Origin of the sequence: Actinoplanes sp. NPDC051346, assembly GCF_040682215.1 — a bacterium.
Taxonomy (GTDB): Bacteria; Actinomycetota; Actinomycetes; order Mycobacteriales; family Micromonosporaceae; genus Actinoplanes.
In genome coordinates this window covers 820,162-835,355 of the sequence record NZ_JBFBAJ010000002.1, presented here as the reverse complement: position 1 = coordinate 835,355, position 15,194 = coordinate 820,162, and the positions used below count along the sequence as shown (strand labels likewise).

The window sequence follows — 15,194 nt, the reverse complement described above, 5'->3', positions numbered from 1 at the left end:
ACCGCATTCTCGGGCTCCTCCTCGGCTACAGCAAGCACCACGCCGCGTACGTCAAGGGCAGCAACGACACCCTCGACCAGCTCGCCGAGGCCCGCGACAAGGGCGACTACTCGGCCCTGGTCGGCCTGGAGAAAACCCTGGCGTTCAACCTGTCCGGCCACGTCCTGCACTCCATCTTCTGGAACAACCTGTCCCCGGACGGCGGCGACCGCCCCGACGGCGAGCTGTCGGCGGCCATCAGCGAACCTGGGAGCACGCCTACTACTTGCAGTACAAGAACGTGCGCCCGGACTACGTCGACCGGCTGTGGAACCTGGTCAACTGGGCCGACGTGACCGAGCGGTTCGACGCCGCCCGCGCGGCCGGCGACCCGATCATCGTTGCCCCCTGACCCGACCGCGCTCGACGCGTTCCGCGACGCCCAACGCGCCGCTGGGGTCATCGCGGCCAAGCACCGCGGTGACCTCGACGGCGCCCAGGCACTACTCGCAGAGTTCACCGACGAGACCTGCCGCACCCGCGGCTTCCACCTGCTCGCCGAGCTAACGCTGACCATTCTGCGCGCACAGACCGGCGAAACGATGGACGAGCTCGTGCAACACCTGAGCCTGCACATCGCCGCCGTCGCGGGCAACAGACCCGCCGACAGCTCCTGAACCCAGTGCTGGAAACGATGGGTGTTGCCCATGTCGGTCGAGTGGAACTCCTGGCGCCGAAACAATCAGCGGCGCCGGGAATTCCACATCGGCGCTCCGGCCCGCATGCGGTCACGAATTCCCGGCATCGGGCCGCCCAGCAACCGGCCACGCGCCACCCGGGCTCAGGCGTGCGCCGCAACGACGCCCCTGTCAACTGTGTAGATCAGCCACTCGCCGTTAGGGGTAAGTACGGACAGCCCGGCCACGGCGTCGGTGTCGTCACGCTCCACCCGTACGCTCGGGCAGCCCTCGCTGGGGTGATGCCAGCCGCCGTCCGGATCGCGCACGACGGAATGACGGCAGTGTTGCTCGTCCACATAGCCCCACGCGAGGAGAACCTCCTGACCGCCGAGCCAGTAGCGACCTACGCTCGCGACGCGGTCGCCGTAGGGGCGTCGGTAGAACTCGGCGTGCAGGCCCGGTACCGCCACCCTTCGAGCGCAGCGTCGGCGTCGATGCGGTGCAGCTGATAGCCGGCCAGGTCGGGCGGAGCGGATCCGGACAAGGCGACGATCTCCTCAACTGTGGACGACGGCTGGTTGGTCGTCACAGGCGAGCATCGAGGTTCCCACCGAGGGGCGGCTCTTTCGGGTGAAGCAGCGCGGGAACCGCCCGGCGGCCATGGGCGACCAGCCTGATGAGTCATCGCCGATCAGCCCGGAGATCCCATGCCCACCATCAATGCGCCCGGCGCCATCACCGGCGGCTGAGCATGGACTCCGACACCCTCGAGGTAGGCCGATCTCTCACGTTCGTCACCCGCGTAAGCGCACCCGAGGGGCGCTACGATCGCGCACGGTGATCCGGCATGCTGGCGAGCCCGTGATGAGCGGCTGAACCCTTCGGCCTCGGCGGTGCGTATCTGCACAGCGGTCATCTCGACGGGCGGGATGACACCGCGAGGTGGGATGGATGTGCGGCGTCCAGCCGAGAACTGCACTCGGCGCGAGAGTGCCTCGCATTTGGTCCAGTGGCCCCCTACCGTCGTGAAGGCCGGAGCGCTACGGCTCCGGCCTTCACGACGTGTCGGCCTATGTCAGGCGCGGACTGCTGCCGTCAGGGCGGTGGCGTTCGTGCGGAACACGGCGAGCAGGTCGAGGTCTTTTCCGGGGTAGTTGACGATGTCGACGCGAGTGGCGCCTTCGATGTCGGGGTTGGCGCCGGGCAGGTGAGCGTTGGTGAGCACGAAGCCAGGCTTCTTCGCGGCCAGTTCCTGTAGCTGGCTAGGGCTGACGGGCTGAGGGCCGTAGGTGCCGGTGACCGGCAGTCCGGCGAAGTCGGCCCAGTAGGCCATGAACACGTGCGTGACAGCGATGGGTGCCGGCCTCGGCAGTGCGGCTTTGACGTCGCCGGAGAGCTTGGCGTACTCGGTGGTGAAGGTGGCCAGCCAGGTCGTGGCCGCGGTGCTGGTGCCGAAGAGCGTGCCGAGGCGGGTCACCTCGGATGTGATCTTGGAGGGGGTGTTCTCCAGTTGCACCGGGACGAGCTTGCCGTTGCCGCCGGCCGCTTCCTTGATTTTGGCGGCGAAGCCGTCGAACTCGGCGAACACGATGTAGTCGGCGCCGGCGACGGAGGTGAGGTCGCTGGGCTTGGGGTCGTAGTCCGGCGGGTGCTGCGCGCCGGCCGGTGCGATGACGGTGACATTAGTGGCGCCGGCTGCTTTGGCGAGTGCGCCGACCCAGGTGGTGGAGGCGACCACCTTGGGCCCGGTGGCCGCCGAGGAGGCGGTGGACGAGGCCTTCGTGTCGTCGTCAGTGCTGGTACAGCCGGTCAAGGTCAGCATCGTCACGGTTAGTGCGGCCGCGGCGGCGCGCAATGATCGCATCGCGTACTCCTTCGGGGATCAGGTAGGTGAGCAGGGTGAGGCTTCCGGCGACGAGCACGAGCACGGGTCCGGGCGGCTGGTCGAAGGCCAGTGCGACGGTGAGGCCGGCGGTATTGCCGACGACACCGAACCCGACCGCGAGCGCGACCATCGAGGTCAGGGAGCGGCAGAGGTTGCGGGCGGCCAGGGCGGGCAGGATGGTGAGCGCGTCGACCAGCAGTGCGCCGGTCAGCCGGATCGAGGCGCCGATGGCGACGGCGACGACGACGAGCAGGGCCAGCATGAGCGGGCCGGCGTTCACCCCGGAGCACAAGGCGAGCTCGCGGTCGAACAGCAGCAGGGTGAGCTGTCGGCGGTGGCGCCAGAACAGCACGTGGACGGCCACGGTGAGCGCGGCGAGCACGATCAGGTCGATGGTGCGGGTGGCCAGGATGGAGCCCCACAGCAGTTCGAAGGCGCCGGTGGCGTTGACCCCGGAGGCGGACAGCACCAGCAGGGCACCGGCGATAGCGAAGGTCATCAGCAGTCCCATGGCGCCGGAGAGTCCGGCCGGGCGCCGCGACAGGGGGGCGACGCCGGCGCCGGCGAGTGCGCAGGCGATCAGGCCGCAGACGGTGGGGTCCAGGCCGGTGAGCAGGCCGACGGCGATGCCGAGCAGCGCTACGTGCATGATCGCGAATCGGACGGCGATGATGTCCAGGCCGATGATGAACACGCCGACGATCGGAAGACCGACCGCGGCGATGGCCAGGCCGATGGCGGAGCGCTGCACGGCGGGCAGGGTGAGCAGGTCGAGGAACTGGTCCACGGTGGTCAGATCACCCGCAGCCGGCCGGCGGCCATCTCGGCGACCCGGTCGCAGGCGCCGGTCATGGCCCGGTCGTGCGACACCACGATCACCGTGACCGGCAAGGCGGTGAGCAGCGCGGCGACCTGCTCCTGACCGGCGAAGTCGAGTGCTGCGGTCGGTTCGTCGGCGAACAACGCTGTCGCGCCGGCTTCGACCGCGCCGACGGCCCGGGCCAGGAAGACACGCTGCAGTTGGCCGCCGGACAGCGTGTGCAGGGGCCGGTCGTGCAGGCTGGCCACGCCGAGCCTGGCGGCGGCGTGGTCGGCGGCTTGGCGGTGGCCGCTGGAGTGCAGCAGTTCGTCGACCAGCAGCGGGAACCGTCCGGGGGTGAGCCGCTGCGGCATCCAGGCGATGGTGCGGCGCCGGTGTGCCCACTGTGCGGCGCTGCCGGCGGTCGACCCGCCGACGGTGATGGTCCCGGCGCTGATCGGGTGCAGGCCCAGCGCGGCGCGCAGCAGGGTGGTCTTGCCGGAGCCGTTGGCGCCGGTCAGGGCCACCCGTTCGCCGGGGCGTACGGACAGGTCGACGGCGTCGACGGCGGTGCGCCGCCCGTAGCGGCAGGTGGTGGCGGTGAAGGTGATGGCGGCGCCGGTCACGTCGCTGGCCGGGTGAGGTGTTCGCGCAGCCATCGTTTGTCGATTTTTCCGGCGGCGGACAGGGGCAGCTCCGGCAGCAGGGCGAGGTGTTCGGGCAGCTTCGCGGGTTCCAGGCCGTGCGCGTCGGTCAGGTAGGCGCAGAGCTCGGTCAGTGTGGGGGTGTCCGCTCCGTCGCGGACGACGATGCAGGCGGCCATGCGTTCGCCCATCAGCCGGTCGGGTACGCCGACGCAGGCCACCTGCCGGACGGCGGGGTGCTGGGCGAGCAGCAGCTCGACCTCGACGGGTGACAGGTTGCGGCCGCCGCGGATGACGACGTCGTTGCGCCGGCCGACGACGTGCAGGAAGCCGTCGGCGTCGAGGCGGCCGAGGTCTCCGGTGCGGGTCCAGCCGCCGTCGGTGCGGTAGCGGCCGTCGAACTCGGCGTCGACGTAGCAGAGCGGGCTCATCGGGCCCAGGCCCCAGATCTCGCCGACCTCGCCGGCGGGCACGTCCTGGTCGTCGTCGCCGACGATGCGGATCGCGGCGACCGCGTGGTTGGGCCGTCCGACGGCTTCGTACACCTTCTCCGGCGGATCGGCGGGGTCGGTGGTGCAGTTGACGCCGTCGCCGGAGCCGTAGCAGTTGACGAAGGCGCATCCGAAGCGCTCACGGATCGCCTCGACAGTGCTGCGGTCGATGCGCGAGCCGCCGGCGACCACGGCGTGCAGCGAGGAGGTGTCCACGTCGGCCATGCGGGGATGGTCGAGCATCATCGCGAACATCGTCGGTACGCCGAAGACCAGGTGCGGGCCGTGCCGGTCGATCAGGTCCAGTGCCCGGCCGGGGTCGAACTTCGCGGTCACGATCAGGGTGCCGCCGTGTCGGGCCAGGGTGACGGCGGTGCCGGACGAGCCGAAGGAGGAGGCGAGCGGCACGAGAAACAGATTGCGCATCGGCCGGGCCGTGTCGTGCAGGGTGGCGATGAACGCGCCTCTTCCTCCGGTCAGGGCGTCATGCGAATAGACGATCATTTTGGGGGCGGCCTCCGACCCGGAGGAAACCAGGATGCGGGCCGGTCCCGCCGCATCGACGTCGGGTAGCCGGTGCAGCGGGCGGGTGGCGGCCAGTGCTTCCAGGCTGTCCGGCCCGGCGCCGCCGGCGACGATGACGGTCCGCAGGGCGGGTAGCTGGTCGCGGAGCTCGTCGAGGATGTCGGCGTAGGCGGTGTCGCCGACCTTGGCCGCCACGACCGCGACCGCCGCGTGTGACCGGCTGAGCAGGGCGAGCGTGTCGCGGCGGCCGCGGCCCAGCGGATAGGGCAGCACCACCGCGCCGAGCGCGGCGGCGGCGAGATCGACGGCGACGGCTTGGCGTCCGCTGGGCAGCTGGGTGGCGATCACCTCGCCGGGCCGCAGGCCGGCGGCGTGCAGTCCGGCGGCGAGCCGCAGGACGAGCTTCTTGAGCTGGGCGTAGCTGATTTCGCCGTCGTCGTCGACGACCGCGGCCCGGTCGGGCACGGCGTCCGCGTGGCGGGCGAACAGGTCGTACATGCTGGCGCCCGGGTAGTGGCCGGCATGCGTCCACCAGCGGCGCAGCTCCGCGGGCACGAGATCACGGGTGGCCAGGACGGTCACGGGTCGAACCTCCACGGTGAGCGGACGAAGGCGCAGCCGTCGATGTCGAGCAGCGGCCGTACCTGTGGGTCGCGCACGAGTTCGCCGGGATCGGGGCAGACCCGCACCGCGCTGATGCCGTCGCTGCGGAGCCCAGCCACGGCCTGCGCGGTGGGCAGCCGCCGCAGCGCGGTGGGATCGACGAGCCCGGGTGGGGTGCCGCTGGGCACGACGAGGTGCCCGTCGGCGGTCGGCACCGGTACGTCGAGCGGCCCCCACACCGGCTGGGCCGGACGGTGACCGCTCCGCTGCAACGCCTGCAATAGCGAGGCGGACGACAGTAGGCTGCTGTCCACCCGCCGGCCCCGGCCGTCGCGCAGCCGGCCGACGAGGGCGGCCAGCACGCCTTGCGCGCAGACCAGGCCGCCGAGCACGTCCAGCAGGGTCATCAACGATCCGGCCGCCGGGTGGCCGGCGGGTCGCAGGTGCTCGCCGAGACCGGCGTACGCCTGCACGGTGAAGTCGGTACCGGGTGGGGCGTCCGGACCGCGCCGCGCACCCCAGCCCGACGCGTATGCGTACACGAGTCCGGGGTTGATCTTGATCAGGTCGTCGCTGTCGAGGCCCAGCTCGCTCGCCTTGCCAGGCGCCCAGTTGTGCAGGAACACGTCCGCGCCGGCGGCCAGCTCCCGGACCGATTCCCGCCCGGAGGCGCTGCGCAGGTTCGCTTGCACGACCTGTTTGCCGCGGTTGAGCGCGAGGAACCGGGCCGAGCAGTCACCGACCATCGGTGGCATGCCGCGCAGCGGGTCGCCGCCCGCCGGTTCGATGCGGGTGACCGAGGCGCCGAGCAGACCCAGCAGGTGCGCGGCCAGCGGGCCCTGGATGCGGCGTCCCGCCTCGAGGACGGTGAGCCCGGCCAGCGGCAGGCCGCCGGGATGTGCGGCGGGGCGGCGCGTCGCGGGTCCGCCGGTGGCGGTGACGGTCCACGGCGGGCCGTCGAGGCCGTCACCGAGCCGGTCGGCGTGGCTGCGCACCGGTTGCACGGCGACGCCGGTCTTCGTGGCGGCGGTGAACAGTTCGAGCAGCGACAGCGCGGCGATCGCGATGTGCAGTTCGTCCGGCAACGGTGCCGAGGCGGTCGCGTAGCGGGGCACGAAGGCGCGCCAGCCACGGTCCACCACCGCGGGCGCGAGGCCGAGCCCGGTCCAGAAACGGCGCCACGGTTCGGGATCCAGGGTCTCCAGTTCCACCCGGTGGCCGTCGCGGGTGGTGAAGGGCGGCGGCGTACCCGGCCGGTCGTAGCGTTCGACGTGGTCGGGGTCGCCGGCGCTGCCGGCGGCCAGGTACTGCGAGACGGTCAGCAGCGCGACCGAGGGCCGGGCGGTGTGGACCCGCGACACTGCCCGTCCGCGCAGCTTCGAGATCGTGGCGGCGAGCCGGCCCGAGGCGGCGGCCACGCCGGTTGCGGCGCTGACGAAGTCCACGCCGATGCGCGTCGGGCGCCCGGCGGCACGGCCGTGCACCGCCATCAGTCCGTAGACGGCCTGGTCCACAGCCTCGTCGGCCTCGTCCCGGGTTGACAAAACTGATCTACTTACAGCGCTTTCGGTGCCCACATAGTCATCAGTCGCGGGGAACGCGGTCGCGGTTCCCGGCACTCGCCGAAGGACATCCACTGTGGAATACCTGACAGAACGCTTGCGGAACTTCCTGCACGAACACGTCCTGCCCGTGGAGAACCAGTTGATCAGCGGACGCGACGACGGGACGCTGCGCGCGCTGCAACTGCGGGCCCGCGACGCGGGCCTGTGGGCGCTGCCGCTTCCCGAACACCTCGGCGGCGCCGGTCTGAGCCTCACCGAGTACGCCGAACTCGCGGTCCTCGAAGGCCACAGCGACGCAGGTCCCGCCGTCTTCGGCTCCGACCTGCTGCTGGACGCCACCATGCTGGACCTTCACGGCGGCCCGTCCGTGCACGCCCGGTACCTACGCCCGATGGTCGCCGGTGACGCACCGCCCAGCTTCGCCATGACCGAACCCGGCCGCGCCGGTTCCGACCCGGCGTCGATGGCCACGACCGCGGTCCGTGACGGCGGCGCATGGGTGCTCACCGGCCGCAAATGGTTCGTCAGCCGGGCCGCGACCGCCGCGTTCACCACGGTGGCGTGCCGGACACCGTCCGGCATCTCCTTGATCGTTGTCCCGTCCGGAGCGCCCGGATGGCGCATCGTGCGGGAGGTGCCGGTGCTCGGCGCGGGTGGACAGTACGAGCTCGCCCTCGAGCGCGTCCGGGTGCCCGTCGACCATCTGCTCGGCGCGGAGGGAGAGGGGCTGGCCGTGGCCGGTGAGCGGTTGGCGCTCGGCCGTACGCTGCGCTGCCTGCGCTGGCTCGGGCAGGCTCAGCGGGCCTTCGACCTCATGCTGGAGCGGATGCGCGGCCGGCACGTCCGCGGCGGCGTCCTCGCCGACCGGCAGCTGTTGCACCGCTATGTCTTCGACAGCCACGCCGATCTGCTGGCCGCCGCTTCCGCTACCCGGCTGGCGGTGGACGCCCTGGCCCGGGGCACTGATCCTCGGACCGCGGTTGGCACCGCCAAGGTGCTTACCGCCCGGGCGTTCGACGCCGTCGTCGACCGGGCCATCCAGATCCACGGCGCCGAAGGTCTCAGTGACGACACCCCGCTCGCGATGCTGCATCGCAGCGCCCGGGCCGCCCGCATTCTCGACGGCCCCGACGAAACGCACGTCACCGCGGTCGCCCGGCGGCTGCTCGCCGTCACCAGCCCGCCGCCGGCACCCGGGCCTGGCTGACCGCCAGCAACGCGGCCAGGAAGTAGGTTCCCCAGATCAGCTCGTGCGCGCAGGCCACCCCGCCGGCCAGGTCATAGCAGCCGCCGGTCAGCGTCCCGTCCGCGTCCAGATGATCGGTCACCACCCGGTCCACGATCCGTTGCGCCGCCGCGGTGTCGCCCAGTGTCCACAGACCGGCGGCGGCGATCACCGCCGCCGACGTGTCCACCGGCGACTCCGGCAGGCCGAACATCGCCGGTGGCACACCGGTCCCGGCCAGCGCGAGCCAACGGTCAGCCACCCGGGCGGCCACGGTCGCGAACTCGCCGCCGAGGCGGTCCGCGGCCACCGCGAAACCGAGCAGACCCCATGCCTGCCCGCGCGCCCACACCGGACCCGGCCCGGCAGAGATCGTCGCGTCCGCGCCGACCAGGGTGGCGGCCACCCCGCGCGCGTGCGCCGCGGCGGCCTGCGGCATGCCCGCGTCGTCGAGCAGCGCCACCACCGCGGCGAACGCGTCGATCGCGATCCGCCGCGGGTCGCCGCCGAACGCGGTGCCGGCCGGGATCATCCCGGAACCGGGCAACGCCGAGGCCGCGAGCGCCCGGGCGCCGCTCATCGCCACCTCGGCGGCCCCGGGGTCGCCCGTCCAGCGGTGACCGGTGCCCGCCCCGTACCAGAACGTCATCGCCCGGGTATCGGTGTCGTCGCCGGCACGCGGCAGCAACCGCCGCGACCACGACCGTGCGGCCTCCAGGTCGCGTCCGCCGCCGGTGACCGCGGCCCGCAGCCACAGCAGTCCCGCCCAGAACCCGCCGGTCCACGAACCGCGCCGCGTCGTCGTCCACCCGCCGGCCGGATCGGCGAACAGGGGAAACCGGTCCCCCACGGCGGCCTCGATCACCGCGATGCGGTGGATCAGCGCCGCCAGCGCACCGCTGCTCACGACACCGTGGCGCGGTCACGCACCAGCAGCGCGGTCAGCGCCGACGCCACAAACACCGCCGCCACCACCGACCAGGCCCACCCGTAACCAGCGGCGTCGGCCAGCAGCCCGAACCCGGCCGGCCCCACGACGAAACCGGCGAAGAAACCCAACGACACCAGCGCGGACGCATGCCCGGTCGGCCCCGCGCGCCGGACCACCGCCAGCATCGACACCGCGTTCGCGGCGGTCGCCGACCCTCCGATCCCTATCGCGCCCAGCCACACCAGCGGCGACCACAACGGCGCGGCGAGGCAGACCAGCACGACGAAACCGGCGGCCGCCAGCGAGAGCCACCGCAACGCCACCGTCACCTCCGCCAGCCGGTCGGCGACCCGGGCCCAGCCCACCCGGGCCACGAGTCCGGACACCCCGAACGCGGCCAGCACCGCCCCGGCCGCACCGGGGCCGAGGCCCAGGCTCTGCGCCGCGTACAGCGGCAGGTAGGTGTTCACCGTCGCCAGGGCGGTCCCCAGCAGCAGCGAGTACACCATCAGCCGGCTCAGCCAGGGCGACGGCCGCGGCCACCGCCACCACGACCCGCCACCAGCGGCGGGCTGCCCCGGGACCACCCACCACACCGCGACCACCAGGGCGACCGGCAGGACCATCGACCAGCGCAGCGCCGCCTGCCAGCCGACCGCGGCGCCCAGTACCGGCAGGACCAGGCCGGCCCCGAACGCGGCCAGCTGCACCCCCGCCTGTTTGACCCCGATCGCGGTCCCCCGGTGCCCGGCCGGGACGGTGCGCCCGATCTGCAGGTTCGTCGCCGGATTGGCCAGCGCCTGCGCCACCCCGGCCACCGCCAGCGCCGCCAGCAAGCTGGCGTAGTCGCGGGCGAACGACGCCCCGGCCAGCGCCACCGTGACGATGACACCGAGCGCCAGCAGCGAGCGGCGGGGACCGCTCTGATCGACGATCCGGCCCGCGATTAACGACACCGCCGCGGCCACCGCGAACGTCGCGGTCACCAGCAGACCCACTGCGGCGCGGTCCAGCCCCAGATCGGCGGTGAACAGCGGGGCCAGCGCGCTCAGCGCGTACAGCACGAGCATCGACGCCGTCATCGCGGCCGTCGCCACCGCCGTGCCGGCCCGCCATCGTTGCTGCGTCACACCCTCGGAATCCACCATCGCTCTCTCCACGTCAAGACGCTCTCGTACGCACGGCCGGCCCGTCATCGCGCATGGCGACGATCAGATCGTCGCGAGCCCTGGCGACCCGCGAACGCACCGTCCCGATCGGACAGCCGAGTGCTGCGGCGGCTTCGGCATAGGACAGGCCGGCGACCTGGGTCAGCAGGAACGCGTCGCGCCGCTGCGGTGGCAGGCAGCGAACCAGGTCGGCAAGCGCGTGATGTTCCTTGAAACACGATGCGGACGGGCCCACCGCCGACTCGGCGCTCGTCTGCCAGTCAGGTAATGCGGCCACCCGGGGCCGGCAGGCCGCCCGCCGGGCGTGGTCGGCGGCGACCCGGCGCGCGATCGCGAACAACCAGGTCCGTACCGACGAGCGGCCGGCGAAGCCGGGCAGCGCCCGCACCACCCGCAGGAACGTCTCCTGAGTGAGATCCTCAGCGTCCACCGCCGGCGCCAGCGATCGCAGAAACCGCATGACATCACGTTCGGTGGCACGCACGAGCGCCGCGACCGCGTCGCTGCTGCCGCGCTGGGCGGCCTCCACCAGGGGGGCGAGGACATCAACGTGGACGGTCGGGTCAGGGCGACCGGAATCCGGTCGTTGCACTGTCACGCGGGCGCCGCATCAGGATCGGCTGCGACTTCGACCTGCGGCGGTGCCGTCGAGGTGAGATACACAACGCTACAGTCGCCGGGAACGCCGATGCAGTTCCCGTCCTCGTCCTAGCTTGCCGGCGCTCAGGCGCGCGCACCGTCGGCCGCATAGGTCAACCACCGCCCGTGGGGGTGCGTACGGACAGCCCGGTCACGGCGTCGGCATGGTCGCGGTCCACCCCGCACGGTGGAGCAGCGCACGGCGGAATGGCGGCAGTGTTCTTCGTCCACATAGCCCCAAACCAGCAGGACCTCCCGATCGTCTGCGGTGCAGCCGGCAGCCGGCCAGTCGGGCAGGGCGGATTCGGACACAGCGGCGATCTCATCGACTGAGTACGACGGCTGGTTGCGGCCTCACCATGGTGGAGATCTGCGGTCGTGTGACGGCTTCGTTCGGTCCCACCTGGGCCGGCGGCGAGAGCCCAGTTCTGTAACTGGGCGTTAGCACCGTTGGGGGTTGTACTGTTTGCTGATCATTCGGTGGTGGAGTGTTTCCAGACCTTGATCGATGACAGCAGGAGCAGGGTGGCCAGGCCCGGGATCAGGATCGCTTCGGGGACTGCGCCGAGCAGCAGGCCGCCGGCGATGGTGCCGATGATCGAGCCCAGCGCGAGGGTGATGACGAGGCGGCCGTGCTGGCGTAGGACGCTGAAGCTGCCGTCGCGGCTGTAGCGGGCGAACGCGACGAGCATCGTGGGTAGTGACACCGCGAGCGACAGGCTACCGGCGGTCTTGATGTCAGCGCCGAACAACAGCACGATCGTCGGGATCAACAGCTCGCCGCCGGCAACCCCCATGATGGCGGCGACCACGCCGATGAAGAACCCGGCCACGACGCCGGAGACGATGACCACGGCCGGGGCCAGCACGACGTGGTGCAGGGTGCCGACATGGTTGGCGATCAGTGCTGCGGCGATGAGCACGAGCATGGCGGCGAGGACCCGATAGAGGGTGGCCGAACGCATTCGGGTGGCCCAGGTCGCGCCGGCCCAGGCGCCGACGAGGCTGCCGGCGAGCAGGTTGACGACCACGTCCCAATGCGGCGTGAGCGCGGAGACCGGCACGGCCGCGAGCCGGGCGGGCAGGGCGGTGAGCACGACGATCAGGCTCAGTGCCTTGTTGACGATGACGGCCTGCAACGCGGCGAACCCGAACAGCATGATGAGCAGGGGCAGGCGGAACTCGGCGCCGCCGAGGCCGATCATGCCGCCGAGAACCCCGACGGCGGCGCCGCCGGTGAAGGCCAGCGGGAGCGAACCGTGCAGACGGCGGGCGGGGATGGTCTGCGGCGCGTTCACGCCGGTGACCCTACGGCTCTGCGCTGCCGGTTTCCTGGCCCTCCTTCCGGCCACACCCCGTCAATCGTGGTTTTGATTGCCCAGGTGGGGCCAAACCGATCTGGCCTTGACGGCTGTCCCGGCGTCACCGGGGGCAGCCTGTCGACCTGACGATCACCGTCGCCGTCGAGGCAGGCCGGTCCCTCGCCTTCGTCACCCGTATGGGCGCCAGCTGACGACCAGCTCATCGAAGGCTCCGTCTGTCCCGGTCGGGGGCCTCGACCCCGAGCTGCTCGCATCCGGCATACTGGCGAACCCTGCGGTGAGCTGCTGAACCCTTCGGCCCGACCATGCGTATCTGCGGGAGATGCCGAGGAGGAAGGCCGACGATGCCGGAGCGGGAGCTGGGCGCGCTGGCAGCCGCGGCCGCCGGCGGCGACCGTGATGCGCTCACCCAGTTGATCCGTCTCACCCAGCACGACCTGGTGCGTTTCCTCGCGCCGCTGTGCGGTCCCGGTGAGGCCGAGGACCTGGCCCAGGAGACCTACCTGCGCGCTATCCGGGCGCTGCCGGAGTTCGAAGCCCGATCATCGGTACGGACGTGGCTGTTCGCCATTGGCCGCCGTGTCGCCGCCGACGCCGTGCGCAAGGCGACCCGCCGGCCCCGGATCGCTTCGCTGGCCGACTGGCGGACCGCCGCCGACACCGCGGCCGAGCATGACCGCTTCGAGGAGCAGCACGCGCTGGGCGACCTGCTCGCCGCGCTCGCGCCTGAGCGGCGGGAGGCGTTCGTCGCCACCCAGATCAGCGGCTTGTCCTACGCTGAGGCCGCGCAGGTCTGCGGCTGCCCGGTTGGCACCGTCCGTTCCCGCGTGGCCCGCGCCCGCGAGGACCTGGTCGCCGCGATGCACGGCGACGGCTGGCACCGGTCCGCTACTGGCTGACGGGCGCCGAGCACCTCGGACCCCTGCCTACGGTGTCGACTCCAGGCCGTGCCGCGCTACCGCGGACGCCCGGGAGGCGACGCGTCGATCCTCGGGACTCGGCGTCTCATCATCCGCGGGCGGACGACGGTGGCCGCCCGCCTACCGAGGGCGGTAGACGGGCGGCGGGTCGTCAGCCGGCCGGGGCCGGCGAAACCGGCGTGTCCGCCTGCCGGCGCTTGCGCAGGCCGCCGATGACGGCGTCGACGACCAGGAACGCCGCGAGAGGGATGCCCAACATCGGCAACGCCCAGCCGATGGCGAACACGACGGGCACGCCGACGGCGATGCCCCAGGCGGGCAGCCCCTGCCAGGCACCCCGTGCCGGCGCGGCACCGACCAGCGAGCGCCGGTCGGCGCGGGTCGGGCGCCGCTGCCACCACATCCGGTAGCCCCACACGATGACGCAGATCAGGCCCACGGCGAGCGCGGCGAGCAGGATCTGGTTGGTCAGGCCGAACAGGCTGCCCATGTGGGCGTAGATGCCCCACTGGGTGAGCTTGGCCATCACCGGCCAGTCGGCGAACCTGACGTGGTCGACGACCTTGCCAGTCGCGGCGTCAACCGCGACGCTGTCCCGGCCGACGGGCCACTGGCTGCGGTTCTGCTGCACGGTCCACGCGGTGCTGTCGTCGGCGGGCACGGTGACGGCCACCGGCCCGGTGATGCCGTTGTCGCGGGCCACCTTCAGCACCGAGTCGACCACGACGGGATCCACCGTCTCGGTGACCGGGCCTGCGGCACCGCCGTGATGCCCGCCCGCGGCCGGCGCGGCGGCGGACTCGTCCAGGGAGGTGGACACCGCGGGGCGGCTGCCCTTGAGCGCGTCGACCGCGATGCTGAAGTTGCCGCCGGCGTAACGCGACCAGGTCAGACCGGTCGCGGACAGCAGGAGCAGGCCGACAGTCAGCCACACGCCGGTGGCGGCGTGCCAGCCACGCGTGCGCCGGACGCCCTTCTTCGCGGACAGGTCCGGGGTCAGCAGCCTGCGGGCGGTGCGGTTGCCGCGCAGGCGCCGCCACCACAGGATCAGCCCACCGAGGGTGATCACCCACAGCCAGCTCGCCGCGAATTCCGAGTAGTGCCGCCCGAGGTCACCCAGGTGCAGGTTGCGGTGCAGATCGTCCAGCCAGGTGGTGAACGGGTTGTCGCGAACCAGGTGGTCAGCTGGCCGGTCACCTTGGCCGTGTAAGGGTTCACGTACACGGTGTGCTGGTGCTCCTCGTCCAGCTCGGGCGAGGAGAAGTCGATCTGAGTGGTGGCCTCGCCGTCACCGGGCCGCACCGAGAGCAACGCGCCCTCGGGGTGCGTGGCCCGAGCCGCGGCGATCTGCTGCGCCACCGGAACCGTCTGCCCGCCCGGGTCCGCGACCACCAACTCGTCGGCGTAGACGACACGTTCCATCTGCGGCGCGAACACGTACGCCAGTCCGGTCAGCGCCGCCACCAGCAGGAACGGCGCGACGAGGATCCCCGCGTAGAAGTGCAGCCGCAGCAACAGCGCGCCGAACGCGGACGGCTGCCGAGCGGCACGTGCCGGCTCGGCGGTGGATATGAGGGTGGTGACCTCGGGGGTTACGGCCATCGGTTGTCCTCGTCGTGGGGGGCGGCGGGCGACGCAAGGGGGTTGCGCCGTCAGCCGGATGTGATCGACGCGCCGGGTCGTGACCGGTTGCGGCGTCGTGAGCGGCGCCGCTTCGATGGCGCAGTTCACGGCCTTAGTCGTTCGGCTACCGGGCTTCAGTACCCAGAAATCTGCCGTAGCGGGTCCGACAGGGAGATCGTCTGGGTTGTGCCCTT

General features: G+C 72.0%; 13 protein-coding genes and 2 pseudogenes. 4 read left to right on the top strand and 11 right to left on the bottom strand.

What is annotated here, in order from left to right:
• Positions 1-26: 26 nt before the first annotated feature.
• Together AB0M36_RS07975 and AB0M36_RS07970 are read left to right on the top strand one after the other, a co-directional pair.
• Positions 27-391 (top strand): annotated as a pseudogene (locus tag AB0M36_RS07975) (Fe-Mn family superoxide dismutase); the annotation flags it as partial.
• Positions 381-656, top strand: coding sequence for a superoxide dismutase (locus AB0M36_RS07970; RefSeq protein WP_364154081.1), 276 nt, complete (start codon positions 381-383; stop codon positions 654-656). The pseudogene AB0M36_RS07975 and the gene AB0M36_RS07970, both read left to right, overlap by 11 nt.
• A 164-nt stretch (positions 657-820) precedes the next feature.
• Here AB0M36_RS07970 and AB0M36_RS07965 read toward each other — a convergent pair whose 3' ends face one another.
• The 6 genes from AB0M36_RS07965 to AB0M36_RS07940 form a co-directional block, all read right to left on the bottom strand.
• The gene (locus AB0M36_RS07965; protein WP_364154079.1) at positions 821-1,129 is read right to left on the bottom strand and encodes a hypothetical protein; all 309 of its coding nucleotides are present in this window, start codon (positions 1,127-1,129) and stop codon (positions 821-823) included.
• Positions 1,130-1,734: 605 nt separating this feature from the next.
• Complete coding sequence (locus AB0M36_RS07960; protein WP_364154076.1) at positions 1,735-2,472, bottom strand: zinc ABC transporter substrate-binding protein; 738 nt, start codon at positions 2,470-2,472, stop codon at positions 1,735-1,737.
• Positions 2,450-3,331: a metal ABC transporter permease gene (locus AB0M36_RS07955; RefSeq protein WP_364154074.1), complete on the bottom strand. Its 882-nt coding sequence runs from the start codon at positions 3,329-3,331 to the stop codon at positions 2,450-2,452. Before AB0M36_RS07955 ends, AB0M36_RS07960 begins: the two co-directional genes overlap by 23 nt.
• Positions 3,332-3,336: 5 nt before the next feature.
• A complete protein-coding gene (locus AB0M36_RS07950) occupies positions 3,337-4,002 on the bottom strand; it encodes an ATP-binding cassette domain-containing protein (protein ID WP_364154071.1) in 666 nt (221 codons plus the stop codon).
• A complete protein-coding gene (locus AB0M36_RS07945) occupies positions 3,966-5,585 on the bottom strand; it encodes a class I adenylate-forming enzyme family protein (RefSeq protein WP_364154068.1) in 1,620 nt (539 codons plus the stop codon). Before AB0M36_RS07945 ends, AB0M36_RS07950 begins: the two co-directional genes overlap by 37 nt.
• Positions 5,582-7,150 (bottom strand): CoA transferase, encoded by a 1,569-nt coding sequence (locus AB0M36_RS07940; RefSeq protein WP_364154065.1) that lies wholly within the window; start codon positions 7,148-7,150, stop codon positions 5,582-5,584. The genes AB0M36_RS07945 and AB0M36_RS07940 overlap by 4 nt, the downstream gene beginning before the upstream one ends.
• Before the next feature lie 94 nt (positions 7,151-7,244).
• Here AB0M36_RS07940 and AB0M36_RS07935 point away from each other — a divergent pair, with 94 nt between their 5' ends.
• A complete protein-coding gene (locus AB0M36_RS07935) occupies positions 7,245-8,378 on the top strand; it encodes an acyl-CoA dehydrogenase family protein (protein WP_364154062.1) in 1,134 nt (377 codons plus the stop codon).
• On the opposite strand, the gene AB0M36_RS07930 is transcribed toward AB0M36_RS07935, so the two are convergent.
• The 4 genes from AB0M36_RS07930 to AB0M36_RS07915 all read right to left on the bottom strand — a co-directional run bounded on the left by AB0M36_RS07930 (position 8,344) and on the right by AB0M36_RS07915 (position 12,433).
• Positions 8,344-9,303, bottom strand: coding sequence for a hypothetical protein (locus AB0M36_RS07930; protein ID WP_364154059.1), 960 nt, complete (start codon positions 9,301-9,303; stop codon positions 8,344-8,346). The two genes, AB0M36_RS07935 and AB0M36_RS07930, sit on opposite strands and share 35 nt — an antisense overlap.
• Positions 9,300-10,475, bottom strand: a complete 1,176-nt coding sequence (locus AB0M36_RS07925; protein ID WP_364154056.1) for an MFS transporter — start codon at positions 10,473-10,475, stop codon at positions 9,300-9,302. The genes AB0M36_RS07930 and AB0M36_RS07925 overlap by 4 nt, the downstream gene beginning before the upstream one ends.
• A gap of 13 nt (positions 10,476-10,488) precedes the next feature.
• Complete coding sequence (locus tag AB0M36_RS07920) at positions 10,489-11,094, bottom strand: sigma-70 family RNA polymerase sigma factor (protein ID WP_364154054.1); 606 nt, start codon at positions 11,092-11,094, stop codon at positions 10,489-10,491.
• A 514-nt stretch (positions 11,095-11,608) separates the two neighbouring features.
• Positions 11,609-12,433, bottom strand: coding sequence for a sulfite exporter TauE/SafE family protein (locus tag AB0M36_RS07915; RefSeq protein ID WP_364154052.1), 825 nt, complete (start codon positions 12,431-12,433; stop codon positions 11,609-11,611).
• 368 nt (positions 12,434-12,801) lie between these two features.
• On the opposite strand from AB0M36_RS07915, the gene AB0M36_RS07910 reads away from it, so the two are divergent.
• A complete protein-coding gene (locus tag AB0M36_RS07910; protein ID WP_364154049.1) occupies positions 12,802-13,356 on the top strand; it encodes a sigma-70 family RNA polymerase sigma factor in 555 nt (184 codons plus the stop codon).
• 172 nt (positions 13,357-13,528) lie between these two features.
• On the opposite strand, the pseudogene AB0M36_RS07905 reads toward AB0M36_RS07910, so the two are convergent.
• A pseudogene (locus tag AB0M36_RS07905) lies at positions 13,529-14,979 on the bottom strand (PepSY-associated TM helix domain-containing protein).
• Between the last annotated feature and the right edge of the window lie 215 nt (positions 14,980-15,194).